Origin of the sequence: Streptomyces sp. ADI95-17 (assembly GCF_003846175.1) — a bacterium.
Lineage (GTDB): Bacteria > Actinomycetota > Actinomycetes > Streptomycetales > Streptomycetaceae > Streptomyces > Streptomyces sanglieri.
On sequence record NZ_ML123058.1, the window covers coordinates 13,261 to 37,500 of the forward strand.

Below are 24,240 nucleotides of genomic sequence, written 5' to 3' on the forward strand. Positions count from 1 at the left end.
TTAATGATCCGCAAGCCCTAACTACCCGGCCTTGGGTCAAGGCCCATGTTGGAGATAGCCCCCGACGTGATCGCGGTGAACGTGGCGCAGACGCCCACCGACAGCGCGGGCAATCCTGTCGACGGTCCGTGGGGGGCGACGCTCTACGTGATCGCCGAGCAGGTGGACGGCTGGCGCATCGTGGCGGGCCAGAACATGGCCGTCGACCCGCAGGCCGTGTGATACCAGGCCGTGATGCGGGCCGGCTGCCCGAGCCGATGTCGCGGGGATCCGCGCCGGGCAGCCGGCGCCGAGACGGCGCCTCGCCCCGCCCGTCAGTCGCGCCGGGCCACGATCCGGTACGCGTTCGACACCCGAAGCCGGTACGACAGCGGCCGCACCGCGAACCGGTCGAGCAGGGTGCCCACCACCAGCGCCGGAATGCCGGCGACCAGCAGCGCCCCGCGCAGCGTGCGGCGCAGCTGGCTCGGTGGCTCGGGCAGCCACGGTGCATCGTCGCGCGGTGCCGCGTGGTTCAGCGCCAGCCATACGGCGGCCAGCAGGTCGACCGGGTCGTGCGGCTCCGCGTGCTGCTCGGCGACCACTGTGAAGCCCATTTCCGTGAGCCGCGCCCGCAGATTGGCCACCGGGACGAAGTGCAGGTGCTGCGGCTGGAGCCAGGGCAGCCACCAACGGCCCAGCAGCCTCCCGTAGCGGCTCTCGGGGTCCGGCACCTCGATGAGGAGATGCCCGCCGGGCCGTACCGTCTCCCATGCGGCGCGCAGTTCGCGATCGGGATCGGTGCTGTGCTCCAGGTAGTGGAACATGCTCACCACGTCATAGTGGCTGGCCAGTTCGGGTGCGAGGTCGGGGAAACTGCCCCGGTGGCCACGGTCCACCCGGCCCTCGCGCTCGGCCAGTTCGACGCCGTCGGTGAAGTCGAGTCCGTCGAACACGGTGTGGGGCAGCACCGCCCGCGCAGCCGCGCAGAAGTGGCCGTGCCCGGTCCCGACGTCCAGCCATCTCTTCGGCGCGGAGTCGTACGGCAGCATCGACTCCGCCCGTCCCCGGTACATCTTGGTACGGCCCCCGAAGGTGTCACCGAGTTGTTTCTCGCCGAGCCCGTCGTAGAAGTCGCGGTAGTAGAAATCCAGTCCCTGTTCGTTGAGCCGGGGGTTCTGGAAGGTGTGACCGCAGCCTTCGCAGCGGTCGAGAACGAAACGGCCCGGCTTGTGCTGGAGCAGGTCGGTGGTGCGCAGCCGGGTGGTCAGCTCCTGCGAACCGCACCATGGGCAGTCGGTACGGCGCGGCTCGAAGAAGCGCTCCCAGCCGGCGGCGATGTCCGCCTGATACGCGGGCCGCAGCCGGGCGATCCGGTCAGTTGACTCGGTGTCCTCGCTCATCTGAACTCCCTGGCTGTTCCCGTACGTCGTGGGGCTGCATCGGCTGATTCGCGGTGCGCGAGTGTGTCTCTCGAAGTCGGGGCCGCCCGGGTGGACATGGCGGAGCCGTCCCGGGCGGCGGCACTGACCACCTGTCGCACAGCGAGATCACCGAGGTGGAGCGCAGCGGCACGGGCCCCACCCGCGGAACGGAACGCCGTACGGATCCGGTGGGCCCCGTCGCGGTATTCGGGATCGTCCAGGATGGAGTCGACCGCCGAGGCCAGCTTCTGGACGGTGACCCGCCCGAACCGCACCCGCACCCCCGCCACGGCGTCCACGACCTGTCCGGCCACCACCGGCTGGTCATCGCGGATGGGAGCTACCACGAGGGGCACCCCGTGCCACAGGGCCTCGCACACGCTGTTGTGGCCGGCGTGGCAGACGACTGCGCCAACGCCCCTTTCCAGGAGGGAGAGTTGCGGCACGGACGGCACGATCAGCACATCCTTGTCGCCGTCCCGCGCCGAGAGCACGCCACCGGGGTCGGCGATCACCGCCTGCACCCGGTCGGCCCGCTCCCGCAGCGCGCTCCGGCACATGTCGAGGAAGCGGCCGCCGACATCGGCGTTCGCCGTGCCCAAGGTGACCAGGACGGTGGTGCGGCCGGCATCGAGCCATTCCCACGGGAAGCCGGCGGCGGACGGACGCGCCGTGATCGACGGACCGACCCAGCACACTCCGTCGTGCGCGGAACCCGCCAACTCCGGTGTGCTGAAGGCGAGGACGAGATGTGGTGAGAAGCGGGGGTCGGCCGTGCCCGCCGGGTCCCCGACGGCCTCCCTGAGCGCGCCCAGCCGCTGCTGCAGCCACTGGCCGACCTTGGGAAGCCCGGCGAGGGGGTCGGTGAACTCGGCCGACGTGGTCGCCGAGGTCGCCCACGGCAGGCCCAGCCGCTCCGCGATCAGAGCGCCCGCGAAGGCCTGCTGGTCGGCGACGACGACATCCGGCCGGAACGCCTCGACGGCGGCCCGGACCCCCGGAGCCATCGACTCGGCCAGCGGCAGCAGGTACCGCTCCCACAGGAACTTCAGCGCCTCCGGGCCGCGCAGCTCGGTCGGCCGCTCGCCCCGGGGCGCCCCGGCGCACGCCATGACGGGCCCGGCCCCGGGGCCCGCGAGCCGGCCGACCAGCGCCGGATCGGGACACACCCACGCCACCGCATGTCCTGACGCGACGAGTTCGGCGGCGACACCGACGGTCGGGTTGATGTGCCCGACCAGGGGCGGGACGACGAAGAGGAAGCGGCTCACCCGGCCACCTCCGCCGCCACCCGCCCGGTGGTGCGGCCGGCCTCCTCGACGAGTGCCAGGATGTGCCGGCCGACCGTCCCGGAGGCCTCCACCAGGACCGAGTGCTCGTGCCCCGGGATCACCACGGTCCGGCAGTCCGGAAGCGTCGATGCCAGCCAGGGCGCGAGTTCGGCGAGATCGGAGTCGCCGCCGTACAGGCCGAGCACCGGGCAGCGCACTGCCGCGATCCGGCCGGCCGTCAGGACGCCGCTGGCCGGGATGTCCCGGCCGAGGGTGGTGTCACGGGCCAGTCTGGCCGCGCCCTTGGCCAGCCGCGCCGTGTTGTGCCCGCGGTGGGTGCTGATCCAGGCGATCGCGTCGGGCTCGTTGTGGGCGAGCTGGGTCACGACGCGGTCCAGGATGCCCCCCAGCTTCTCTGCCCAGGCGGCGGTGGCCGGTTCGGACTCGATGAGACTGACGCTCGCCACCCGCTCTGGGCGCCGGGCCGCGAAGCCGAACGCGATTGTGCCGCCGAAGGAGTTGCCGACCAGATGCACCGGACCGGTCACCGCCAGCCGGTCGAGCAGCGCCTCCAGGTCGTCGATGTTGTGCTCGACCGTGTAGCCCTCGGCAGGGCGTCCACTGCGCCCGTGGCCGCGCAGGTCGTACATGACGACGTCGAGACCGGCGGCCGCGAACGCGGGTGCGACGGTGAAGTAGTAGCTGGCCAGGCTGTCCGTGAGCAGACCGTGCACCAGCACTACGGTGGCGGTGGCCGGCTGGCCACCGCGAGGACCGATCCGCTGTACGTGCAACCGGACGGAGCCGGTGTCGACCATTGCCATGGCTCAGCTCGCCTCCCCCGCCTTGAGACTGGTGACGACGTACTCGACCAGCCGTCCGACGGTCAGTTCGATGATCTCGTCGAACTCCATACCGGCCAGGAACTCCGCGAAGTTGACCCGGTCTCCGTACCGCTCCTGGAGCAGCCCGGCCAGAGTGACGAGGTCGATGCTCTCCAGCTCCAGATCACGGTTGAAGGTGGTCCTCATGCCGATCTCGATGTCGTCGAGGCCGTACTCGTCCTCCAGGAGCCGCGCCAGCATGCCGGTGAGGTCGGCAAGTACGGACTCCTCGTCGGCGGTGACAGGGGTGTGGGGGGTGGGCGCATTCATCGGGCGTCGTACTCCTTAGCGGTCGGGTTTCCCGTCGTCCATGCGACTGCGTACGCGCGCTCCGGCAGCCGGGGCGGGTTGGTGGCCGGTACGCAGTGCACGGTGTAGGTGCGTTGCAGGCGGCCCGCGACGGCCAGCCGGTCGCCCGCCGGGGTCGCGTCGAACACGGTGAAGTCCCGCGGCCGGCCGCCGAATCCGGTGCCCTCCGCCTTGGCGACGGACTCCTTGGCGGCCCAGAAACGGGTGAACCACACGGCCTCGCTCTCGCCGGTGTCGGCCGACAGGCGGTGCAGCAGCCGCAGCTCGTCCCCGCCGAGGGCGGCGGCGAGGGCGGCGGCGAGGGCCTGCGGGGTGCGGTCGGTGACCTCCTCGATGTCGATGCCGGGGCCGGGGCCGGTCCGGTGCGGTCGGACGATCGCGACAGCTGCCTCCGCGCAGTGGGCCAGCGAGACGTCCAGCGGGGGCAGGGGCCGTCCGTGCACGCCGGTGACGTACGGACGGCCCGTCTCGTCGTTGTGCACCCGCAGTTCCGCCGGGAAGACGGGGCCCTCGCCGTGGTCCCACAGCCACTGCCGCACCGCGTCCTTCACTGCGATGCGCCCCAGCAGCCACTGTCGGCGCCCTCGTGGCGCGTGGCGGGCGTACTCCGCGCGCTCCGCACCGCCCAGGGAGTTGCGCATGATCAGCTCCCGGGACGCCAGGTCCGGCCACCTCTCGTGCAGCAGCCGCCAGCCGCCGGGGCGCGGCTCGGACAGGGTGTTGCGATCCGGGAAGCGCTCGACGGGCCGGGTCTGCGGGTCGTTGTCGAAGCGGCGGTCCTGCCAGCCGTACAGCTCCGCCCACACGGTGCCCCCGGCCCTCAGCTGTACGTCGGCCTCCAGAAGGGCATCGGTGAGCGAGGTGACGCGCACCAGGCATTCCACCTCTGTGCCCGGCGCCGGATGCGGCCCGTAGAACCGCATCTCCCGCATCCCGACCGGGAACACGACGGTGCGCTCGGAACGGGTCGCCATGATCCAGTAGCCGAGTAGCTGGCCGACGTTGTCCAGCAGCGCGCCGGGCGCGGAAGGGGTGGTGAGACGTCCGCGCACATGGCGGTCGCCGATCGCCGTGAGTTCGCTGACGCCCTGGAACGCCGGGCCGTGGAACATCCAGCGCTCGGCGTAGAGCTGGGCAGCCGTGTGGTCGGGGGCGTGCTCGGCTCCGGGATCGGTGACCCATGGGGCGGGGGGCGGAGTGGGGTACGCGCCGGCGAGCTCCACGGTGGCGCGGGCCCGCGGGCCGAAGGAGACGGCGAGAAGCCCCGGATCCTTCGGCGTCACGGTCACGGGCACGTCGACTGCCGGGGTGGCGGTGAGCCACTCGTCGAACCGCGCGCCGTGCACGGCGACCGGCAGCCCGCCGGGGAACGTCTCCTGCGCGGCGTCCACGATGTGCTGCACGATCGTCGTGGCCGGGACGACCGGCCACCGGTCGGCGACTTCGGGCCAGCCGGGCCGTTGGGGGAAGAAGCAGTGGTCCAGAAGGTAGGGCATGGTGTCGGGCGAGACGTGGACGGTGGTGTGCCGCGGCCCGGCGGACGGAGCCGGCGCAGGCGTCCCCGTCCTCGCGGACATGAGGGCGGCGGCCGTGTCCGCGGTCTCGCTCAGCAGGGCGCTCAGTTCGGCGGCCACCGGGGAGCTCTCGGCGAGGGAGTCCAGCGGCGACGGGCCGGCCGGGACCGGCGCCCGCGCGGGCGCCCGCAGCCCGGCCCGCAGCCCGGGGAGCCGTTGGGGCGAGAGGGACACCAGAGCGCCGCTCAAGTCCAGTCGTACCGGCGGCCGTTGAGATGTGGTCGCCGTCTCGGCGGGTTGCAGGGAGGGCGCCACCGCCGAACCCGCCGTCCACAGCGCGGTGGCCACCCGGCGCAACTGGGCGAGGCCGGTGCGGTGGGGCGAGTTGGCGGCGACCACCAGGTGGTCGCGACCGCCCAGGGTGTCGCTCACCAGGGAGCCGAGCTGACCGGGGCCGACCTGGACGAACACCCGGTGACCGGCCGCGTTCAGGGCCTCTGTCAGCTGGCGGAACCGTACGGGTTCCAGCAGATGCCGGACGAAGAGAGCCCGGATCCCCGTCTCGTCCTCGGGGAACGGTGCGGCGGTCGTGCCCGACCAGAGCGGGGTGTGCGGCGGATGCAGCCGGAAGCGGCGGGCGGCCTCCTCCATCGGTCCGACATGGGGGCGCAGCATCGGCGTGTGGAAGCCCGATTGGAACGGCAGGACCTGGCTGAGGACGCCCTGCGCGCGACGCGCCCGTACGAAGTCCTCCACCGCCGCCTGCGGACCGCACACCATCGACTGACCGGGCGCGTTGTCGTGGGAGAGGACCAGGCCCGCCCGGCTCCCGCCCTCGTCGCGCAGGGCGGCCAGAACGTGCTCGGCGCTGGTGCCGATCGCGCCGAAGGCGAGACCGGGGACAGTCACCGAGTCGGGGTCGAAGGCGGCCATGAACGCGTCGACCTCGTCCCCGGAATACAGCCCGGCCGCGGCCATGGCCGTCCACTCGCCGACGCTGTGTCCGGCGACCGCGTCCGGCACGATCCCGCTGCGGCGCAGCGCCGCGTCGAGGAGGCGGCCGACGGCGACCACGCCGAAACCGTGCCGGCCCACGTCGTCGGTCCGGTCTCCGTCGACTGCGGGGGCACGCAGACCGAAATGGGCGGCCACGTCGTCGACCTGCGGGGTGAACTCGCCCTCCAGGCCCGGGAACAGGAATGCCAGTCGGCCGTGGCCGGCACCCAGGAGGGGGCCCGGCCGGAACCAGACGTCACCGCGTCCGTGCCAGCCCCGCTGCCGGCCGACCGCGCGGCGTGCCAGGGCGAGCCGTTTGGCGGTCGGTCCGACGATGCCGAGGCGGGCGGGGCCCGCCTCGGGGTGCGGGTGGCCGGGGGCGAGACCGGCCGCCCGTACGGTGTCGTCGTCGGCGTCCAGCAGGGCGGCGAGGTGCGCCGGGGATTCGGCGGCGAGGAGCAGGACATGCTCGGGCTCGTCGACCTCGACGACCGGGCGGGCCGGTGCGCTCGCGCGGGACCCGTGCCCGTCCGGGGCCTCCTCCAGCACCACATGCGCGTTGATCCCGCCGAAGCCGAACGCGTTGACGGCGGCCCGGCGCACGGGGCTGCGCGCGGTGGTCTCCCAGTCGGCGGCCTTCTCCAGGGTGCGGAACCGGGTGCGGGCCAGGGCGGGGTGCGGGTCGTCGCAATGGAGTGTCGGAAGGAGTGTCCGGTGGTGGACGGCAAGTGCGGCCTTGACCAGACCGGCGACCCCGGCGGCCGGCATGGCATGCCCGATCATCGACTTGACCGATCCCAGCACCGCGTCACCGTCTCCGGGTCCGAACACATCGGCGAGCGTGGCGAGTTCGGCACTGTCACCTGCCGGTGTCGCGGTGCCGTGCGCCTCCAGCAGGCCGACCGAGCCCGGCTCGGCGGGGTCGAGTCCGGCCGCCCGCCATGCCTGCCGCACTGCGTGCGCCTGTCCACCGGGCTCGGGGTTCATGAGTCCGGCCGCCCGTCCGTCGCTGGCCACTCCGGTGCCCCGGACCACCGCGTAGATCCGGTCTCCGGCGCGCTCGGCGTCGGCCAGCCGCTTGAGGACGACAACGCCCGTCCCCTCACCGATCAGGATGCCGTCGGCGTCCCGGTGGAAGGGCCGGATGCGCTGGCTGGGAGAGAGTGCGCGCAGCTGGGAGAAGACGCTCCACAGCGTGATGTCGTGGCAGTGGTGGACGCCGCCGGCGAGCATCACGTCGCACCGCCCGGAGGCGAGTTCGCCCACGGCCTGGTCCACGGCGACCAGTGAGGAGGCGCAGGCGGCGTCCACCGTGTACGCGGGCCCGCGCAGATCGAGCCGGTTGGCGACCCGGGAGGCGGCGAGGTTGGGCACCAGGCCGATCGCGGACTCGGGGCTGTCCGGACCGAGACGCTCGGTGAATGCCTGGCGCACTCCCGCGAGTTGGTCACCCGTCAGGTCCGGGATCAGCTCCGCCAGTGTGCGGACCAGTTGGCCGGCCGTACGGACCCGCTGGTCGAGCCGGACCAGGCCGGGCGTGAGATAGCCGCCCCTGCCCAGAACGACGCCGACCCGCCCTCGGTCGGGGAGGCGGTCCGTGCCGCCCGCGTCGTCGAGGGCGGCCGAAGCCACGTGCAGGGCGATGAGCTGGTCGGGCTCGGTACCGGCCACCGAGTTCGGCATGATCCCGAACCGGGTGACCTCCACCTGCGCGAGTCCGTCCACGAACCCGCCGCGGCGGGCGTAGACCTGGTTCGCGACGGCCGGGTCGGAGGCGGTGCCCGGGTGGTAGTACTCGGCGTCCCAACGCCCGTCCGGTACCGCGCCGATCGCGTCCACGCCGTCGCGCAGGTTGCGCCAGTAGGCGTCCAGGTCCGCGGCGCCGGGCAGCAGCACCGCCATCCCGACGATGGCCACCGGCACCTGTCGTGCGGCCACGGCCTGCGTGCCCGGACCGTGCCGGGGCGGCGCCACCACGACCGTCACCAGCCCGAGGCGGTGTAGACGACGGCGGTGGCGGACTCCTCGCCCCAGGCGAGCTCCCGCAGCAGCGCCGCGGTCCCCTCCTCCGGGTCGATCAGCCGGATGCCGCGCCGGGCGTACTCCCGGGCCAGCTCGGCCCCGATCATGCCGCTGTGACCGGCCGAGGGTGCCCAGGGGCCCCAGTGCACGGTCACCGCCCGCCGGCCGGTGCGGGCGGCGAACGCCGCGCCGAGGGTCTCCAGCGCGTCGTTGGCGGCCGCGTAGTCCACCTGGCCGCGATTGCCCAGGACGGCCGATATCGAGCCGAACAGCACGGTGAACGCGGGCGGTGCGGGCAGTTCCTCCAATGCGGTGAGCAGGGCGTCGGCGCCCGTCGCCTTCGTGGCGTAGACACGCCGGAAGGACTCCGTGCTCTTCTCTGCGATGAGCCGGTCCTCGATCACACCGGCCGCGTGCACCACGCCGTCGAGCCGGCCGTGCTCGGCATGGATCTCCTTCACCGCCTGCAGTACCGCGTCCGGCTCGCGGAAGTCGACCGACCGGTAGCGGGCCCGGCCGCCCGAGGCGGTGATCTCGGTCAGGGTGGCCGTGATCTCCCGCTGGGCGAGCAGCAGCTCGGCGGCGCGATTGATCTCGGCCGGCTTCAGTCCGCCGCGGGCCGCGAGCGCGGCGCGCAGCTCGGCCGGGGTACGCGCGGACGCGGTGTCCGCGGCCTCCGGACCGTCCGGGGCGGGGGTGCGGCCGAGGAGTTCCAGACGGCAGCGTGCGGCGCCGGCGAGCACGGCGGCGAACTGTGCGGTGATGCCTCGTGCCCCTCCTGCCAGCAGCACCACGGAGTCCTGGTCCAGGCCGAGCGCGGTGGCTTCCGGGGTGCCCGCCCCGGCCGGTCCGGCGCCCGTGCTGCCGAGCACGCCGAGCGGCGCCGCCACCAGTTCGAACCCGTGCCGGCCTGCCGCCGTCCGCAGCACGACCGGTGTCCGGTCCCACGCGACGGCCTCGGCGACCACGGCGTCCGCGACCACGGCGTCCGCGAGCGCGGACGGCGAGGAATCGGAAACCTCGATGATCCGGGCCACCATCTGCGGATACTCGCGCGCCACGGTCCGGAACAGACCTCGCAGCCCCGCGGTCCGGGGGTCGGGCACCTCACCGTCGGCGGGCCGGACGGCCAGCAGCCATCGCGGGGCGCGTGCCAGGGCGGCCTTCAGTACAGGGAACGAGGCGGGCAGCAAGGGCATTTCATCGGTGCCCGCGAGGGCCCCTGACCACAGCACGCCGTCCACCGGTCCGTCGGTCTCCGTCAGGACGTGGTCCCGGGCCCGTGCGGAGACCTCGGCTCCGTGGGACGCCAGGCGGGCGGCGACCTCGGGGGCGTCGCCGAGCAGGATCCAGCGGGTGCCCGTGAGAACGGACGACGGGTCGGTGCCGGCGTCGGCCCGCTCGTCGAGGAGGACCGGGCGCAGGAGGTGCCGTCCGGGGGGTTCGGCGGTGACGGCGTCCGGTCCGGGCTCCACCACCACCGGAGCGGGCTCCGCCTCCGCCGGGGCGGCGGGCCGCTCGGCCGGTCCGCCCATCCGCGCGGTCAGCCAGTCGGTCACCGCGGCGGCCGTCCGCGCCTTCGCCAGCTCCTCCAGCGCGGCGTCGTTCAGCGCGGCGAGGTCGGTGCCGGCACCGGCACCCAGGCGCCGGGCCAGTTCGCCCGCGATCTCCGCCCGCTTGATGGAGTCGATGCTGAGGTCCGCCTCCAGGTCGAGGTCGGGCTCGATCATGTCGACGGGGTAGCCGGTGCGCTCGCTGATGATTTCCAGAACGACCCGCTGGACATCGGCCGGACCGGCGGGCTGCGCGGCTGCCGGCTCAACGGCGGTGGCCGGCGTGCCCCGTTCCGGGTCCTTCATCGACGGCTGCGCCGGGGGAAGTTGCGGCACGGCCTGGATCACCTGCGGGGCCGCCGGGGACGGGACGGGCCGCGCGCCCGGGGCGGATCCGAGGTAGGTGAGCAGAACGTCCCGTTGGGCGGCGATCATCTCCCGGCTGGTGCGCAGGAATTCGGAGATGAGCGTGTCCTGGTCGGACGGTGCGCTGTGCGGGGAATTCGTCGTCACAGTCGTCTCCAGGGTCTCCGTGACTCGTCGGGCCGGTGCGAGCGCACCGGTGAGGAGGGCGCCGTCGGCGGTGCGGACCAGTTGTCCGTCGACCGTCCATCCGGGGAGCTTCGGCGCCGGGGTACGTGCCGCGTCCACCGCGTTCCGGCCTCGCAGCAGCCACCCGGCGCGCACCGGCAGCCCCGCGACGGCGAGCTCGGCCAGGGCGTCGAGCCAGCCGCGCAGGCCGCTGCCCGGCCGGGGTTCGCAGGCCACCGTGCGGTGCGGGCGGTCGCCGAGGATCTGCCCGACCAGCCGGGTCAGGACCGAGCCGGGGCCGGCTTCGACGAAGATGCGGGCTCCGGCCTCGTACATCGCCTCGATCTGCTCGACGAAGGCGACCGGGGCACCGATCTGGGCGGCGAGCTCGGCCCGTACCGCGTCACCGTCGGCGGCGTACGGGATGGCCGTGCGATTGGACCACACGGGGAATTCGGGCGCGTGCACCGGCCGGGCCGCGAGCGCCTCGGCGAACCGGTCGGTGGCGGCGGCGACCAGCGGGCTGTGGAACGCGCAGGCGACGGGGATGCGCTTGGCACCGTGGCCGGCCTCGCGCAGCAGCCGGACGGCCTCGTCGACGGCGTCCGTCGGTCCCGAGATCACCGTCTGGCCGGGCGAGTTGCGATTGGCGACGACCACACTGTCCGGCACGGACGCCGCCTTGAGTGCCTGCGCCACGTCCTCGGCGCCGGCCGAGACCGCGGCCATGGTCCCGGGGTCGCCCGCGTCGCCTTGGGCGGACTGCGCGGCCCGAAGGATCGCCGCTGCTCGCTCCGCGCTCAGTTCCAGCAGCGTCTCGGGGGTCAATGCGCCGGCCGCGCACAGTGCCACCAGCTCGCCGTAGCTGTGCCCGGCGGCCATGTCCGGCTGCACGCCGGCCGCGGTGAGCACGGCGTGCGCGGCGAGTCCCGTGACACCGAGGGCGGGCTGTGCCACCCGGGTGTCGGTGAGCGCGGCCCGTTGCCTCTCGCGTTCGGTGTCGTCGAAGGCGGTGGGCGGATACAGGGTGTCGGCGTGGGCGCGGGCGAGTTCCAGATAGGGGCGCAGCTCTGGGAAGGCGACGAACAGGTCGGCGAGCATGCCGGTGCGCTGGCTGCCCTGGCCGGGGAAGAGGAATGCCACCTTGGCGCCGTCCGATTCGCCGGCACTGACCCGGTGGATGCCGCGTGCCGGAGCGTGCGCGGCGGGGTCGACGGGGTCGGCCAGGGCCCGCCGCACCTTCTCGGCCAGGTCGTCCACGTCCGTCGCCACGATGGCGACCTGGGCCGGGTCCCCGCTCGCGTCCGACCGCCGGGCCGCGCTCAGCGCGAGGTCCTGAAGCCGCCACGACCGGCCCTCGGACTGAGCGGCTGCCAGGAGTTCCTCCATCGCCCGGCGGGCCGCGGCCTCGTCCCGGCCGCGGAACACGAACAGTTCGGCCGGCCAGGCGTCCAGTCCCCGCACGGGCGGTACGCCACCGGCGTGGGCGGCCAGCACCACGTGGAAGTTGGTCCCGCCGAAGCCGAACGCGCTCACTCCGGCGATCCGTTCCTCCGCGGGTGCCGCCCATGGCCGAGCCTCGGCGTGGAAGGCGAAGGGGCTGCTGTCCGCCTCCCACGCCGGGTTGGGATTCTCGACGTGCAAGGTGGGCGGCCGGACTCCGGTGTACAGCGCCAGCAGCGTTTTGATCATTCCGGCGAGACCGGCGGCGCACTTGGTGTGGCCGATCTGCGACTTCACCGAACCGAGGGCGCAGCCGCCCGGTTCCGCCCCGGCCTCGGTGAACACCTCGCTGAGAATGCGCAGTTCGGTGCGGTCGCCGACGACCGTCCCGGTGCCGTGCGCCTCGACGAGACCGACTTTTGCCGGTGAGACGCCGGCGTTTCGATAGGCGCGCTCCAGAGCCGAGCGCTGGCCCTCGGGCCTGGGCGCGGTCAGACCGAGTGAGCGGCCGTCGCTGGAGGAGCCCAGGCCCTTGATGACGCCGTAGATCCGGTCGCCGTCCCGCTCGGCGTCCGCGAGCCGCTTGAGGACGACGCAGGCGATGCCCTCGCCGAGCGCGATGCCGTCAGCCGAGCCGTCGAAGGCGCGTGAGCGGCCGGTGGGAGACAGGGCGTGCACGGAGGAGAACAGGACATAGTCGTTGATTCCGTTGTGCAGGTCGGCGCCACCGCACAACACCACGTCGGAGGTGCCGCCGGCCAACTCCTTGCAGGCGACGTCCACCGCGGCCAGCGACGAGGCGCAGGCGGCGTCGACGGTGTAGTTGGCGCCGCCGAGATCGAGCCGGTTGGCGATCCTGCCCGAGATGACGTTGGCGAGCATGCCGGGGAAGGAGTCCTCGGTGAGTCCCGGGAGCTGCTCATCCAGACCCGCGGGGACGCGGCCGTAGTACGAGGGCAGCACCGCCCGGAGCGTGGCCGCGTTCGACAGATCGCTGCCCGCCTCGGCGCCGAACACCACGGAAGTGCGTGAGCGGTCGAACTTCCGCCCCCCGTCGCCGTATCCGGCGTCCTCCAGAGCGCGCCGGGCGGCCTCCAGGGACAGCAGCTGCACCGGTTCCGTGCTGCCGAGAGACGTCGGCGGGATGCCGTAGCGCAGCGGGTCGAAGGGGATGCGGGGCAGGAAGCCGCCCCACTTGGAGGGGGTCGACTCGCCATGGTGGACGGCCGGGTCCCAGCGCTCGGGCGGGACCTCGCTCACCGCGTCCACTCCGGCGACCACATTCGCCCAGAAGGCGGTCAGGTCGGGCGCCTGCGGGAACATGCACGCCATGCCGACCACGGCGACGTCGAGCGGAGCGGGCGCGACCGGCTCCCGTACCTCGTTCGCCGGGGCCGACTGCGCCGTCCGCAGGGCGAGATGCTCGGCGGCTCCCGTGGTCACCGACTCGTGCAGTGCCGCGACGGTCGTGGTCGCCGAGCGCAGCACGGCCACCTCGCCGGCCATGAACATTCCCTCGGCGAGCTGGCGCCGCTCGTCGACCGGAGAGAGGCAGCCGTCGGCGGATCGGTCGACGCCCTTGCTGGCGATGCGCAGCCGGCCGACGTTGAGCCTCTCCAGCTCCTCCCAGATCCGCCGGTCCGGCACGCCCTCGGCGCGCAGCCGGGCCTCCTGGTCGCGGTAACCGGCGGTGAACGGGCTCGGTAGGCACCGCGTCGCGTGGCCCGGCGCCGACTCCAGCAGCGTGGTGCGCTCGGCCTCCAGGACCTGCTGCTGGAAGAGCGGCCGGACCGCCCCGCGGGAAACAGCCTCCTCGGTGAACAGATACGCGGTACCCATCAGCACACCGACGGCCGCGCCGCGCGCGGTCAGCGGCGCGGCCAGAGCGGCGACCATCGCCGCCGACCGCTCGTCGTGCACGCCGCCCGCGAAGAACACCTCGAGGTCCGCGGCCTCGTGACTCTCCAGGAAATCCTCCAGGACGGCCAGTTGGGCCTCCCAGAGCGCGAAACTGCCGCGCGGCCCCACATGCCCGCCGCACTCCGAGCCCTCGAACACGAACCGGCGCGCCCCGGCCTGGAGGAACTGCCGCAACAACCCCGGTGAGGGCACGTGCAGAAACGTCCGGATGCCGTCCTGCTCCAGGGCCTGCGCCTGGGACGGCCGCCCACCGGCGATGATCGCGTGGGTCGGCCGCATCTCCCGTACGGCCTCCAGCTGGGCCGTACGCACGTCCTCCGGCGCGAAGCCGAGGACTCCCACGCCCCAGGGCCGGCCGGCCACCGCGTCCCGGGTCTCGGTCAGCATCGTCCGCGTCCGCGTGCCGTCCGCCAGCGCCAGGGCGAGGAAGGGCAGTGCTCCGTCGGCTGCCACCGCCGCGGCGAAAGCGGGTCCGTCGCTCACCCTTGTCATCGGCCCCTGCGCGACGGGGAGCCGGGTGCCGAGCGCCACGCTCATCGGCGATCCGGGCCGCAGCGCCCGTGCTGCCGTGGCGTCCCGGACGGCACCGAGCACCGCTTCCCGCAGCGCGCGCACCGTTCGGCGCACATCGCCCCACCGCTCCGCGAACAGGGTGGCGAGGAAGCCGTCCTGGCCCACCGGGAGCAGTTGGGTACGCAGATCCCGCCCGCCCAGAAGCGCCGCCACCTCCTGCGGTCCGGCACCCTCCGCGAGGCGCGGGACGTCCGGGCCTCGCCGCAGCAGGAAACGGTGACCGGCCCGGGCGACGGTTTCCGAGCCGTCGCTGGTGCGCAGCACCGCGGCGACCGGTTCGGGCAGCGCCGACTCGGCGAGCAGCGCGAGTTGGCCGTCGAGGACGACGCCGGCCGCTCCGCCGGCCACCGCGGCGGCGGCCGTTCGAGGGCCGATGCCGCCGCTCGCCCACACGGGCCGGGTCACCTCGGGCGCGGCGAGCAGTCGCTGGAGCAGGACGAAGGTGCTCAACTCGCCGATCCGGCCGCCGCACTCGGTGCCGCGAGCGATCAGGCCGTGCGCCCCGGCGCGTAACGCATCCCGTGCGCCCTCCAGGTCGGTGACCTCGACGAGGACGCGGAAGCGCGCCGCGAGCGCGGCGATCGTCCAGGCCGCGCCCGATTCCCCGGCCGCCGCTGCGACCGCGAGAACCACGGTGTGCGGACCGTCCGGAGCCAGGTCGGCCGGGGTGAGCCGGCAGTGCGCGTCGACCCGGACGCCGAACCTGCCCGAAGCCGTGCGCTGCAGTTGAGCGAGGGCCTCGCGGGATCTCCGGTCGCCGGCCCCGAGGTCGAGCACACCGAGACCACCGGCCCGGCCGACGGCCACGGTGAGCCCGGCATCGGGCTCACCGTACGGAGTAATGCCGATGATCATTTCTTCGGAACGCACAGCGGAGTTCATCATTCTCCGAATCAAGGGTGAGACTGCACGGTGGGGGGTTCTGTACAGAAACAGACACGGCGGCTCACCGGCTTCCTGCAGGGAAAAGCCCACCGCGGAACGCCGATATGAAGCGTGTGTTCGAAGCGGATTGAAAGGTAGTGGCGTGGTTACTCACCGGTCAAGGTGCGAGTGAGTGATCGGCAACCGTCTTTTTCGACCCCGTCGGTCGCGAGTGGAAGGCATGGCCGGAGGGAAACGGCTGAATCCTTTTCCGACGAGGCATCGTTCACCTGGGCTGTTGCAACTCCCTTTACCCGGATGCCAGTTGGGGATTGGCTGATTGGGGTGCACAACAGACCGGGGACGAGCCTGGCGGTCATTTTGAGGGCTGCCGATGAGGCGCCTCGGACCGAGCGATGGGTGCCCCCACCGACCGGCCGGCAGTCAAAATGGCGGACTCGCGCGGATATGCCTGCGGAAATCGTCTGCCCGGGACGAAGAACCCCCTGGTGTCGCACTCGGACCGGAAGCGCGCTCTTCCAGGGGTACGGAAAGAGGCGCCTGACCTGACACAAGGGCAGCCTCCATTCCTCACTCGCGCTTGTTGAGGATGTCGTTGATCCGTGCCCCCTCGTCGGGGGTGATCCGTCCGTGCGGCAGTTCGATGCCGAGGGTCTCCGCCAGTGGCCGCTGATGGATGTCGACCGCCGCCTCCACGAGGTCGGCGAGCACGGCCCCCGACGAGCGGCCCCGCACCTGCCCGATGGCCACCGCGACCAGGCCGACCAGCACGGACGGCCACCAGAAGGCACCCAGCAGCAGGTAGAGCATCCCCCACGCGGTGACTTCCGTGGCCGCCCGGTAGCGGGGTGGCGTCACGGATCGCGGCGGTCGCGGTGTCGGGGAGCAGCAGCCACAGCCGTGGCCAGGCGAGGGCCACGGCCAGGCCGTATTGCGCGTCGACGCGCTGGTCGACGAGGCGGAAGCGGTCGCCGATGGCAGTGGCACGCGCGGGCAGGTATCGCGCCGGCAGGGTGTGCCCGCGTCGGGCCTGCGCGCCCTGGGCCCTGCGCCGCCGCCGGGCCACCCACCGGGCGGGACGGCGGGAGACCCACGCCCGTCGTACGCCCGCGGCAGCCCCCTGTACGGCCAGTCCGGCACCCGTCGCACCGAGCAGCGCCCCGGCCACCGCAAGCAGCACAGCCGCAGGCCGACCCGCCAGCTGCTGCCCGAGCCTGCGTACCGCGTCCTCCAGACGCCCAGTGTCCAGCGCGTGCGGATGGCCGAGCCACCAGCCGCACATCGCGGCGGCCACGAACAACGCGCCGGGCAGCACCAGCGCGCTGAGCCAGCGGTCGGCGAGCTTCCGGCCGACCTCCGTGACCAGGCTGTTCACAGCGACCTGAAGACCATTGGCGCTTCATGGATGACGCAGCGCGGCTCGCGGCCGTCCTCGTCCGCACCGGCGCGGCGCCCGCACCGGCCGCCCGGACAGCGGTAGGTGCCGCGCACGGTGACGGCGTCGAGCCCGAAGACGTCCAGGCTTTCGGGGTGGCCGTCCGCCGGGCGGCCGACCGACTTGTCGGGGTCCGGTGCCGGCTCGTATCCCAGGAGCCGGCTCACTTCCGCCGAGTGCCAGCCGTTACGCCACCGCTTGCCGGTGCGCAGGTTGATCCCGACGATTCGCGCCGCATCCCTCGTGCTGTAGCCCTGCTCCATGAGCTCGAAGTATGCGGCGCGTTCCCGCACCAACCTTCCTCCGCCCGGCTTCCGGTTCCCCCGGATCTCGAAGTCCATCGCATCCCCTGAGCTGGGGTGTTGCAACGACTGGTTGAACTCGCCCAATATTCGAGCAGGGCCTTCGCGGAACTCTGCAGGTCAGCTGGGGTCCGGCAGAGCATGGGCGCGATCGGGTCCAGCGCCGACAACGCTGCCGCGGAAAGCTTCAACGCCGCCTTCAAGAGGGAGACGCTCAAAGGCCGCAAAGCCTGGTCGAGCGAGCGTGAGGCCAGGCTCGACGCCTTCCGCTGGCTGACCCGCTACAACACCCGGCGCTGGCATTCCCGCCTCGGTCAGCGGTCTCCGATTGCCTACGAGAACGCCGTCCAAGCAGCAGCAACTACCCTGACCCAAGCCGCATAGACGTGTTCAACATCCGGGGTCAAGGCCCATGCGCCATTGCTCAGGCCTGTTTCGTGGGTGCCGATGCGGCGCCAGATGATGTGCGCGCCGCGTATCCGCTCCGGCCCGTACGACCATCTACACCCACCAGCAGGCCGCGATGCCCGAGGAGTACCTGGAGGTCCGGACGACCGACCCAGCCACGTGGATGCCCACACCGGAGAACCTGGAACGGCTCGCCGCCTTCACCCGCGTGGCCGCCGCCCGCCGCCGCGCCATCGAGGACGGGGAGACCCCGGCCCCGGCCGCCGACCCGGCCGGACCGGTCGACCGGCACCGCCAGGAGCACGAGCAGCAGCACCAGCAGTCCGGCGCCGGACGCCGGTACAGGATGGGTGGTCCGTTTCGCGGGCTTGCGGCACGTTCACGGGGCGGGACGGGCGCGCCGCCGACTTACGCGGAAGCGGTCCGTGCGGGCGCGAGGGGCCGTAGCATCTGACTATGACGGGAGTCGGGGCGGAAGCTCATTTACTGGTCTGGATGTACGAGCGTAGTGCGAGGGGCCAGGGCGATCTGGCCGGCCCGGAAGATTTCCCCGAGGAATGGCGGCGCCGTGCCCGCTTCAGGCTCCGCGCTGATCTGAACGACCTGGTCCGCAAGGGCCAGTTGGAGCGGCACTTCGTGTTCCGCAGGGGGAACCTCTACCGCCTCTCCCGCGCCGGTGAGCTGGAGGCGCAGCGGCTCTTGCACCTGCGGCGCGACCCTGAAGGGCGCCAGCAACATGCCCGCGACGGACTGGTATCCGCAGCCTCCCGCGCTGCCTACAGCCCCACTATCGGGCTCGAAGCTTTCCTCGGGATGCCGCAGTCGCAGGTATACGGCGAATCCTTGACTCTTGACGAGGTGCGGGTAGCGGCAGCCTTTCTGGTGGAACGAGGCTTGGCCACCCTGCACGAAGGCGACACACCACATTCACTCAAGGCTCTCCTGACACTGACCGGAGTAGGAATCCAGTGCGCTGAGAGCTCCCTCTCTGTGAAGGACTTCCTCATGCAGAACGGACACCTTCCGACCTACTACACCAACGTCCAGGGGGGGAACGCCCAGATCGGCCCCGGCAACACCCAGAACAACCACTTCGGCTTCGACGCCTCTCAGTTCGCCGCCTTCGCCCGCCAGGTGCTCGCGGACGCACCCCGGGTTGACATCGCGGACGAACTCAGGAGCCAGCTCGTCCGCGACGCCTCCCGTCTCCAGGAGGAGAGCACCGGGCCTGCCCCCGAGCCGAGCCGTGTCCGCCGGGCCATGGACGCAGTGCTGGAATCTCTTGTGCGGCACTCCACCGACGGCGTCGCGCAACTCCTGCACGAGACCGGCCGCGGCCTCCTCTCCTGACCGCGACGAGGCCGCTCTCCCTCACCGGACCTGGCCCGGGCCTTCGCTGTCTAGCACCCTCCTGCCCGCTGACCTTCGGTCGGGCGGTGTGGTGTCGGTCACGGACACTTCGCCCATCGGCTACTTGGTCAAGGCGGAAACGGACACCGACCGCGGGGGAGCGTCAGACAGCGGACAAGTGGTGGCTTCGCACGGTGGCTCCGGCCCGTACGCACGTCTGCGTGCGGGCCGGACCTGTCACCGACCCGGCCACGACGGCCGGAGGATCGCGAGGATCCGATGAGCACCGCCCCCACCCCGTGTACTTCGCCGACCCCGCCGGCTTCTGCTGCGACAGGGAGCCCCGCTGCGAGCCCTGCCGCAGGCCCTACGCCCAGCCACCGGCCGCCGCCTGAGCGTTGTCGCTGATCAGACTCCTGATGCGCCCGGCCCGGCCGGTTGCAACTCCTCTTCTCCTGCTCCTGATGTGCCTCGAGAAGCGTCCCGGCCCCGGAAGGCAGCGGCGGCGAAGGCCGGCGCAAACATCTGCGGCGAGGTCCTGCTGACCCTCGCCCAGCTGCGCCTGGCCACGCCCCGCCAGCTCAAGGCGCTACTGCTGCCGCACCAGCAGGGCACCGACCATGGACGCCGGGCGCTGCGCAACCTGCTGGAGGAAACCCCGGCCCTGGTTGGCCGGACCCACCGCGCCCAGCACAGCTACTGGTACTGCACCCCGGCGGGTCTCGCCGAAGCCTCCGCTTCCGGTGGGCTCGCGCCGACGGCCGGCCGAACGACCGGGAAGCGCATCGCCGCCAGCAAGACGGGCCTGCGGGAGCACAGCCTCGCCCTGGTCGACACCGTCATCGCCTTCCACCGGGCGAAGGTCGCCAACCACACGGACTGGCGGGTGGAAGTCGCCCACCCCACCCCGGCCGGGGAGATATGGACTCTGGTGCTTCAACGCCATGCGTGCCGCGACCACGTCCTCGCTCAGCGTCGACCAGTACGGGTGCCGTTATCGCGAAACTCCCGCCGCCTTACGAAAGGGCTTCGGCCGCGCGGGCGGGGTGATACTGATCGTGACAGTCGCCCCGCCGCCGGGCCGGCCTCGGGCGCGGACCCGGTCGGTGGGGATGCACCTTTGTCGATGTCTCCGAGGGGAGCCGTTCATGACCACGGCGAAAGACCTGTTCATCATCGCCATGGACCTGAAGCATTCCGTGGGACAGGGCGACCTGTCTCTCGCACTCGCGGGAGCCGAGCTGATCGATCTCATCGGTGCGGGGGCAGTCGCCGTGGACGGCGACTGCATCGTGCCGGGTGCACCGCCGACACTGGACGATCGGTTCATGGGTGAGGCTGCGGCAGAGCTCACTCGGCAGGCGCCCTACGAGCGGATCGAGGACTGGCTGTGGCGCCGGGGCCGAGACCTCACGGCCGCGTACCAGGCCGGCCTGGAGGAGGACGGTGAGCTGAAGCCGCAGCGAAGTGGCCGGTTGTCCTTCGGCTCGGAACGCGTGGAGCCGGTCGATACGCCCGCGCGCCGACGTGCAGCCGACCGCTGGGAAGAGAAGGAACCTGTCCTGGCTGCCCTCGCCTCGGTCGTGGGCATCGACGACGGACGATCCGACGATGAGGCCGGCCTCGATGACGAGGTGGTGACGGCCGTGGTGGCTGCCGTCCACGACGCGATGATGGAGCTGGAGGCCGTGCGCCAGCGGCGGACCATCGAGAACGCGGCCTTCGCCAACCTCTGGCGCGGACCGTGAGCCGATCCCGCCCTCGGGGGCGCGGTTCGGCCCACAGTCTGATCACGGTGTCTTATGAGACACCGCCAAGTCTGGAGAAGGAAGGGCATCGGGACCGTGCTGCGTCGTACCGGCGAGACCGTAGTGCTGTACGCACGGTCCGGCAGAGTCCTCACCCACCACTGGATGGACCTGGCCGTCGCCGGCATGGGACTCAGGCCAGACACGGTCCTGGACGGCGAGGCGGCGATCTGGCGGAACGGGCGGCTCGACTTCGCGGCCGCGCAGTCACGGGCTGCTTCGTCCGCGACGCGGGCCCGGGCGGCCCGGCATCCGGCCTCCTATATCTGCTGGGGTCCTTCTGCACCCGCAAATCGGCGACTGCCACAGCCTGCACTGCGTCGGAAGGCATGGGCTCCTGCCCATATGAAGGGGCCTGACGGGGCGCCACTGCTGGCGACAGAGAAGGTGAACGTGTGGCGTCGAAGCCCCGGCACCACACCGAGACACTCCGGGACTCGGGCGCGAGGCACGTGCGACGAGCCGGCACCGTAAAGGGCCATTCGGTCCGGGGCTGCCGGTGCGACGAGACAGGCCTGCTCCCGACGGCCAGGTCGGACCCCAGACCTGGAAGTACCTCGACATCCCCATGTCCGGCTGCGGCCACTGAGTCAGGTGCTGTTCGGACCAGGCGCTATGGCTTGACGTGATGTGAGACTTGCAGCATGGGTATGGGGCGTGAGTCGCGGTGGGAAAAGGACGCAATGACGGTGGAGATCGTTTTTGCTCTGGTGACTGCCGTCGTGCTGGCTGCGGCGGTCTTTGCCGTGGCTCTGGTCCAGCGGCAACTCGCCAGAACCCGCCCCAGTGCTTCGGCTGGCACCGGAGAGGTGCAGTCGGCGAAAGTGAGTCCTCACGCGACGGAACGATCAAGCTGCGGAAGACTTCGTCGGCGACGGAGGAGAGAGCCGTGATGGTGGGCGATGGTGCTGCAGCGGCCACCGGCCCAAGGTCGGCGCGCGCATCCGCAAGTGAAGGTGGGGAACCGAAATGAGTTTGCGCCTCTATTTGGACAGTGCCCGGCAGCCTCGTACGCCGAACGGGTCGGCGGGTGAATGGGGCGATTTCTTCGATGGGGCGATGGAACTGGAGGCCAAGAACTGGCCTCCACTGCTGTGGTGGGCGATGTTCAGCCCCGGAGACCTCGCGGAGGCGAGGATCGCCGACACCGAGGATGCCGGTACCGATGAGCACGCGGAGTTGCTGAGCGAGTGGGGCGAGGCCACCTACCCGTACCTGGCGGTTGACCAGCCGACGGCGCTGTCGCGACTGCACTCCCGGCGGCAGGGACTGACCAGTCGGCTCGGCGCGCAGTTCTCGCCCCTCTACGATGAGTTCGTCGCACTCATCGACACCCGGTTCGGCCCCTACGTGCTGCTGCGGACAGAGGCGCTGGCCGATGGCGGTGAAGGCGGCATCCGCCTGCTGTTCGAGGAGACCCTGGCCGACTTGGAGCGCCTCGACTCCGGTCACTCCACAGCGGCTGGCGGGCGAGTAGACAGCCTGATCTCGGATTTTCAGCGGTGGCAGAACACGGACCCGGTCTGGCTACTGTCAGGTGCTGGCGACGGATGGCCGAGCGTCGCGCTGCGGGAGCGCTACGCCGCCACTGCGGTCAGGCGGTCATCCAGCCGGAGCGCCGAGCGGGCCATCGCTGTGGGCTGGGTGTGGGTCGTTCTTGTCGTGGTCTGCAGCACCGGTGCGTACTGGCTCACCGGGAGTGTCTTGACGATCGTCGTCGCGTTCGGCGTGGTTCTGGCCGTTGGTGCGTTGACCTTGTCTGTCTCCAGCAGGCGGCGAATCACCTCGCTGGTGTCTGTCAAGGGACGATCGTCGTCAGACTGCGAGTTGTAGTCAGTCAGCGTCGTAGGCGATCGGGGATCGCTGTCCGAGGCGGGAATGCCGGCGTCGGGTGTTGTAGCGCGACAGCCAGCGGAAGGCGTCGAGTCGGGCCTCGCGCTCGTTCGGCCAGCCCTTTCGCCCCTTCAGCGTCTCCTTTTTGAAGGCCGCGTTGAACGACTCGGCGACGGCGTTGTCGGCGCTGGAGCCGACTGCGCTCATGCTCTGCCGAACCCACGCTGACCTGCAGGCTTCGGCGAATGCCCGACTCGCTACTGGGCCCCGTGATCGGTGTGCATCACGGCTCCGATGAGGCTGCCGCGGGTCCGGATCGCGGCGGTGAGGGCGTCGGTGACGAGTTCGGTGCGCATGTGGTCGGCGATCGCCCAGCCGGCCAGACGCCGTGAGCAGAGATCGATGACCGTCGCGAGGTAGCAGAACTTCACGCCGCCGATGGGCAGGTAGGTGATGTCGCCGACGTACTTCGTGTCCGGGGACCCGGCGGTGAAGTCCCGGCCGATCAGGTCCGGTGCCTTCGCGGCGACCGGGTCCGGGACGGTGGTGCGGTGCCGGCGGCGCAGACGGACTCCCTCGATCCCGATGGTCCGCATGATCCTCGCGACGCGCTTGTGGTTGACCGCCCGGCCGTCGTCGTCGCGGAGTTCGGCGGTGATCCGAGGGGCACCGTAGGTGCCGTCGGATTCCTTGTGGACCTGGAGTATCCGGGCCGCGAGCCGGTCCTCGGCGGCCTGGCGGGCCGCCCGCGCGGGGGCGGTGCGGCGCCAGTAGTAGAAGCTGGAACGGGCGATCCCGAGAATGACGCAGAGCCGCTTGACGCCGTGTCGGCGCTGGTGATCGTCAACGAACTGGTAGCGGTTCAGGATCCGTAAATTAACTACTGCCAGTTTCCACGCGGATCGGGTGCGTGCGGTGGTATACGGGCTGGCATGGGGATATCGGATCAGGTCCTGGCGGTCCTGGATGTTGTCCTGTCTCAGCGAACCGAGTCGTCTGCCGATCCGTCTCATCGAATCCAGTCGCAGCAGGTCGGCGGCCCGGGGTGAGCGGATGCGTTCCAAGACGGCCGTCTCAAGGAAGTTAGTCCGCCCTGGTCAGCGACTCGGGATCGACTGGCTTGGTTGAGACAGGACAGATGTGAAGTTCGTCGCGGTGCTGCCGCACTTGGACGAGCGGCAGCGGCGTTTGTATCTGGCTTCCGAGGCCGGGGCGTTGGGGCACGGCGGGGTGACGGCCGTGGCCGGGCTGGCCGAGGTGTCGGAGTCGACCATCGCTCGAGGGCAGGAGGAGCTCGCGGGTGAGGCGGAGGTTCTGGGGCGAGTGCGACGACCTGGCGGTGGACGCAAGAGTGCCGCCGAGCGGGATCCGGGCCTGGCCGCGGCGCTCGAGTCGTTGATCGAGCCGCACGAGCTGGGAGATCCGGTCTCTCCGCTGCGCTGGACCACCGCCTCGCTGCGGGACCTGGCCCGAGAACTGACCGAAGCCGGACACCCGGTCAGCGCCCCGGTGGTGGGCGGCCTACTGCATGAGATGGGCTTCAGCCTGCAGGGCATGGCCAAGACCCGGGCCGGCCGTCAGGTTCACGACCGTGATGCCCAGTTCCGGCACATCAACGCCGCTGCCGAACGGTTCCTGGCCGAGGGCCTGCCAGTGGTGAGTGTGGACGCGAAGAACAAGGAGCCGATCGGTGACTTCGCCCGCCCCGGGCGTACCTATCGGCCCAAAGGTGAGCCGATCACCGCCCCGGACCATGACTTCACCCGCCCCGACACCCCGCTGGCCATTCCGTACGGCGTC

Annotated in this window: 14 protein-coding genes and 4 pseudogenes; 9 read left to right on the top strand and 9 right to left on the bottom strand. The window is 71.8% G+C overall.

Annotated features, from left to right (window positions below):
• Positions 1–45: 45 nt before the first annotated feature.
• Entirely contained in the window at positions 46–222 is a 177-nt protein-coding gene (locus EES42_RS43970; RefSeq protein WP_241197000.1) for a hypothetical protein, read from the top strand.
• Between the two features lie 92 nt (positions 223–314).
• Here EES42_RS43970 and EES42_RS43975 read toward each other — a convergent pair whose 3' ends face one another.
• The 8 genes from EES42_RS43975 to EES42_RS45895 all read right to left on the bottom strand — a co-directional run bounded on the left by EES42_RS43975 (position 315) and on the right by EES42_RS45895 (position 17,080).
• Positions 315–1,382: a class I SAM-dependent methyltransferase gene (locus EES42_RS43975; protein ID WP_206433989.1), complete on the bottom strand. Its 1,068-nt coding sequence runs from the start codon at positions 1,380–1,382 to the stop codon at positions 315–317.
• Entirely contained in the window at positions 1,379–2,674 is a 1,296-nt protein-coding gene (locus EES42_RS43980) for a glycosyltransferase (RefSeq protein ID WP_124723784.1), read from the bottom strand. Before EES42_RS43980 ends, EES42_RS43975 begins: the two co-directional genes overlap by 4 nt.
• Positions 2,671–3,498 carry an alpha/beta fold hydrolase gene (locus EES42_RS43985; protein WP_124723785.1) on the bottom strand — a complete coding sequence of 276 codons (828 nt, stop codon included), beginning with the start codon at positions 3,496–3,498 and terminating at the stop codon, positions 2,671–2,673. The genes EES42_RS43980 and EES42_RS43985 overlap by 4 nt, the downstream gene beginning before the upstream one ends.
• A gap of 3 nt (positions 3,499–3,501) precedes the next feature.
• Positions 3,502–3,828 (bottom strand): acyl carrier protein, encoded by a 327-nt coding sequence (locus EES42_RS43990; protein WP_124723786.1) that lies wholly within the window; start codon positions 3,826–3,828, stop codon positions 3,502–3,504.
• Positions 3,825–8,315 (bottom strand): beta-ketoacyl synthase N-terminal-like domain-containing protein, encoded by a 4,491-nt coding sequence (locus tag EES42_RS43995; RefSeq protein WP_124723828.1) that lies wholly within the window; start codon positions 8,313–8,315, stop codon positions 3,825–3,827. The genes EES42_RS43990 and EES42_RS43995 overlap by 4 nt, the downstream gene beginning before the upstream one ends.
• 44 nt (positions 8,316–8,359) lie before the next feature.
• Positions 8,360–15,301, bottom strand: coding sequence for a type I polyketide synthase (locus tag EES42_RS44000; RefSeq protein ID WP_124723829.1), 6,942 nt, complete (start codon positions 15,299–15,301; stop codon positions 8,360–8,362).
• A gap of 573 nt (positions 15,302–15,874) precedes the next feature.
• Positions 15,875–16,162 (bottom strand): hypothetical protein, encoded by a 288-nt coding sequence (locus EES42_RS44005; RefSeq protein ID WP_124723787.1) that lies wholly within the window; start codon positions 16,160–16,162, stop codon positions 15,875–15,877.
• A gap of 513 nt (positions 16,163–16,675) precedes the next feature.
• Positions 16,676–17,080, bottom strand: coding sequence for a helix-turn-helix domain-containing protein (locus tag EES42_RS45895; RefSeq protein WP_206433996.1), 405 nt, complete (start codon positions 17,078–17,080; stop codon positions 16,676–16,678).
• Between the two features lie 42 nt (positions 17,081–17,122).
• On the opposite strand from EES42_RS45895, the pseudogene EES42_RS44015 reads away from it, so the two are divergent.
• The 7 genes and pseudogenes from EES42_RS44015 to EES42_RS44055 all read left to right on the top strand — a co-directional run.
• A pseudogene (locus tag EES42_RS44015) lies at positions 17,123–17,425 on the top strand (integrase core domain-containing protein); the annotation flags it as partial.
• Positions 17,426–17,564: 139 nt separating this feature from the next.
• Entirely contained in the window at positions 17,565–17,903 is a 339-nt protein-coding gene (locus tag EES42_RS44025) for a hypothetical protein (protein WP_124723790.1), read from the top strand.
• Between the two features lie 2 nt (positions 17,904–17,905).
• The gene (locus EES42_RS47160) at positions 17,906–18,799 is read left to right on the top strand and encodes a hypothetical protein (RefSeq protein WP_241197001.1); all 894 of its coding nucleotides are present in this window, start codon (positions 17,906–17,908) and stop codon (positions 18,797–18,799) included.
• A 466-nt stretch (positions 18,800–19,265) separates the two neighbouring features.
• Positions 19,266–19,658, top strand: a pseudogene (locus tag EES42_RS47165) (replication-relaxation family protein); the annotation flags it as partial.
• A 289-nt stretch (positions 19,659–19,947) separates the two neighbouring features.
• Positions 19,948–20,547 carry a GOLPH3/VPS74 family protein gene (locus EES42_RS44045; protein ID WP_124723792.1) on the top strand — a complete coding sequence of 200 codons (600 nt, stop codon included), beginning with the start codon at positions 19,948–19,950 and terminating at the stop codon, positions 20,545–20,547.
• A gap of 704 nt (positions 20,548–21,251) precedes the next feature.
• Positions 21,252–21,362 (top strand): annotated as a pseudogene (locus tag EES42_RS47170) (DUF6332 family protein); the annotation flags it as partial.
• 214 nt (positions 21,363–21,576) lie between these two features.
• Positions 21,577–22,440, top strand: a complete 864-nt coding sequence (locus EES42_RS44055; RefSeq protein ID WP_124723794.1) for a hypothetical protein — start codon at positions 21,577–21,579, stop codon at positions 22,438–22,440.
• Here EES42_RS44055 and EES42_RS44065 read toward each other — a convergent pair.
• Positions 22,441–23,309: pseudogene (locus tag EES42_RS44065) on the bottom strand (IS3 family transposase); the annotation flags it as partial.
• Positions 23,310–23,580: 271 nt separating this feature from the next.
• Between EES42_RS44065 and EES42_RS44070 the strand changes: the two are divergent.
• A partial coding sequence (locus EES42_RS44070; RefSeq protein WP_124723830.1) for an ISAzo13 family transposase occupies positions 23,581–24,240 on the top strand: 660 nt, incomplete at its 3' end.

Excerpts from the sequence above, each read along its gene's own strand:
- EES42_RS43970 (WP_241197000.1), top strand. The coding sequence starts at position 46 with ATGTTGGAGATAGCCCCCGACGTGATCGCGGTGAACGTGGCGCAGACG.
- EES42_RS43975 (WP_206433989.1), bottom strand. The coding sequence starts at position 1,382 with ATGAGCGAGGACACCGAGTCAACTGACCGGATCGCCCGGCTGCGGCCC.
- EES42_RS43985 (WP_124723785.1), bottom strand. The coding sequence starts at position 3,498 with ATGGCAATGGTCGACACCGGCTCCGTCCGGTTGCACGTACAGCGGATC.
- EES42_RS43990 (WP_124723786.1), bottom strand. The coding sequence starts at position 3,828 with ATGAATGCGCCCACCCCCCACACCCCTGTCACCGCCGACGAGGAGTCC.
- EES42_RS44000 (WP_124723829.1), bottom strand. The coding sequence starts at position 15,301 with ATGAACTCCGCTGTGCGTTCCGAAGAAATGATCATCGGCATTACTCCG.
- EES42_RS45895 (WP_206433996.1), bottom strand. The coding sequence starts at position 17,080 with ATGGACTTCGAGATCCGGGGGAACCGGAAGCCGGGCGGAGGAAGGTTG.
- EES42_RS44025 (WP_124723790.1), top strand. The coding sequence starts at position 17,565 with ATGCCCGAGGAGTACCTGGAGGTCCGGACGACCGACCCAGCCACGTGG.
- EES42_RS47160 (WP_241197001.1), top strand. The coding sequence starts at position 17,906 with ATGACGGGAGTCGGGGCGGAAGCTCATTTACTGGTCTGGATGTACGAG.
- EES42_RS44045 (WP_124723792.1), top strand. The coding sequence starts at position 19,948 with ATGACCACGGCGAAAGACCTGTTCATCATCGCCATGGACCTGAAGCAT.
- EES42_RS44055 (WP_124723794.1), top strand. The coding sequence starts at position 21,577 with ATGAGTTTGCGCCTCTATTTGGACAGTGCCCGGCAGCCTCGTACGCCG.